Origin of the sequence: Okeania sp. SIO3I5 (assembly GCF_010672085.1) — a bacterium.
In the GTDB taxonomy this organism is placed as follows: Bacteria; Cyanobacteriota; Cyanobacteriia; order Cyanobacteriales; family Microcoleaceae; genus Trichodesmium.
Map to the genome: position 1 here is coordinate 1 of NZ_JAAHHT010000495.1, position 1,922 is coordinate 1,922.

A 1,922-nucleotide genomic window follows, 5' to 3' on the forward strand; every position below is an offset into this window, starting at 1 on the left:
GCTAAAAGCGTTTGGGACTACTTTTCTTATCGGTATTTAAACGAACATTGACATGACTCATTGTATTTGACACCAGATTATTTTTTTTAATGATAGTACGTTCTACTAACTGTATTATCCCTCCTGTCAACATTTAACGAGCTGTTCTGCAATCCTTTCTCAGTCTAAGATATTTTTAGTTGTTTTCCTATGTTTTTCTATAAAATTAATAAAACTTTACAATACTAAAGCGTAGATTAGATAGAGTGGTAATTTCACTAATAATTTTTATCAATTATGACTGATCAAAGTTCAATTCTTTTACAGGTGAATAGTGGGGATGAAATAACTCAACGTTTGGATATTTGGCTTTCTCAACAAATGTTAGATTTATCGCGATCGCAGATCCAAAAGTTAATCTCTCAAGGTAATGTGAAAGTCAACGACGATATCTGTACTTCTAAAAAAGCAACAGTACAACAAGGGGATAAAATTATTGTAACTATTCCGCCACCAATACCTTTGGCAATAAAAGCTAATGATATTCCTTTAGATATTCTCTATGAAGATGATGCTTTATTAATTATCAACAAACCAGCAGGTTTAGTGGTACATCCAGCTCCCGGACATTCTGAGGGTACTTTAGTGAATGCACTTTTAGCTCATTGTGACTCTCTCGCAGGTATTGGGGGAGTCCAACGACCAGGTATTGTGCATCGCTTGGATAAGGATACCACTGGCGCGATAATGGTGGCGAAAACAGACCGAGCTTATCAACATTTGCAGGGACAGTTGCAGGCAAAAACGGCGAGGCGGGAATATTTGGGAGTGGTTTATGGTAGTCCGAAAACTGATAGTGGTAAAATAGATTTACCTATTGGTCGTCATCGGGTAGACCGAAAAAAAATGGCTGTGACACCAGTGGAAAGAGGTGGAAAAGTTGCTGTTACTCATTGGGAAATTAAGGAACGTTTGGGAAATTTTTCCATGATGTTGTTTCGGTTGGAAACTGGGCGGACTCATCAAATTCGGGTTCACAGTGCTAAAATAGGATATCCTATTGTGGGGGATATTATTTATGGGAAGGGTCGTTCGGTGGGAGTAAACTTAAATGGTCAAGCTCTTCATGCTTGGCGACTGGAGTTGGAACATCCTGTTTCGGGAGAGTTGGTTGAAGCGATCGCTCCTTTGCCAGAAGATTTTCTGACTTTGGTGGAGGTTTTGCGTAGACGTTCTGGGTAATTTCAGTTATCAGTTATCAGTTATCAGTTATCAGTACCTCTGGCGCTCACCCAGAGGCTGAAAATAATGAAATTTATTCTTTTCATCCCCTTAAAAGAGGAGACTTTGGACCTCTTTTTTTGGTAAAGAAAGTCAAAAATCAAAAGTATAGCGCTACGCATTAAGGTTAGGACATTTCTAAATCCTGTTTGCGGAGCATTTCCCTATAAGAAAAACCCTTTATTAGTCTGCTATTCCCTATTCACGCTTCGCGTAGCGCTATAATATTGTAGGTTGGGTTGAGAAACGTTAGCGGAGCTTATCCGTAGGATAAACCCAACAAACCTCTTTTGTCTGTTGGGTTGCGCTACCGCTTAACCCAACCTACAAAAAGTTAATTTTTTTAATTATTATAGTTTCAGGAGTAGAAAATGATGGATCGTGGAAAAATTGTAGCTATTATTACTGGGGTAATTTCTATCGGTTTGGCGATCGCCTATCTAATTATTGTACAACTATTAGACTTGCGGGGGCCTGAGATGATACCTGCCCCCACTTCTATATTGCCTTTTGTTTTTTGACATACTCCCGACGTTGCCCTTCTATTCCCCCCTTTCAAAGGGGGGTTAGGGGGGATGGAAAAATAGGGATTCTGAGCGTCTGGGAAACCCTGACCGCGGAGCATGACAGAGGTGATGTCCTCCCCCTGTGTTGACATTGAT

2 protein-coding genes are annotated in these 1,922 nt (G+C 40.0%); both read left to right on the forward strand.

Features of this window, described 5'->3' with window-relative positions; genetic code table 11:
- Positions 1-276: 276 nt before the first annotated feature.
- The gene (locus F6K40_RS39965; RefSeq protein WP_293145805.1) at positions 277-1,221 is read left to right on the forward strand and encodes an RluA family pseudouridine synthase; all 945 of its coding nucleotides are present in this window, start codon (positions 277-279) and stop codon (positions 1,219-1,221) included.
- A gap of 410 nt (positions 1,222-1,631) precedes the next feature.
- The gene (locus F6K40_RS39970; protein WP_293145808.1) at positions 1,632-1,781 is read left to right on the forward strand and encodes a hypothetical protein; all 150 of its coding nucleotides are present in this window, start codon (positions 1,632-1,634) and stop codon (positions 1,779-1,781) included.
- Positions 1,782-1,922: the final 141 nt, after the last annotated feature.

What these genes read in the sequence shown, in the direction of transcription:
- F6K40_RS39965 (WP_293145805.1), top strand. Translation starts at nt 277, where the DNA reads ATGACTGATCAAAGTTCAATTCTTTTACAGGTGAATAGTGGGGATGAA.
- F6K40_RS39970 (WP_293145808.1), top strand. Translation starts at nt 1,632, where the DNA reads ATGATGGATCGTGGAAAAATTGTAGCTATTATTACTGGGGTAATTTCT.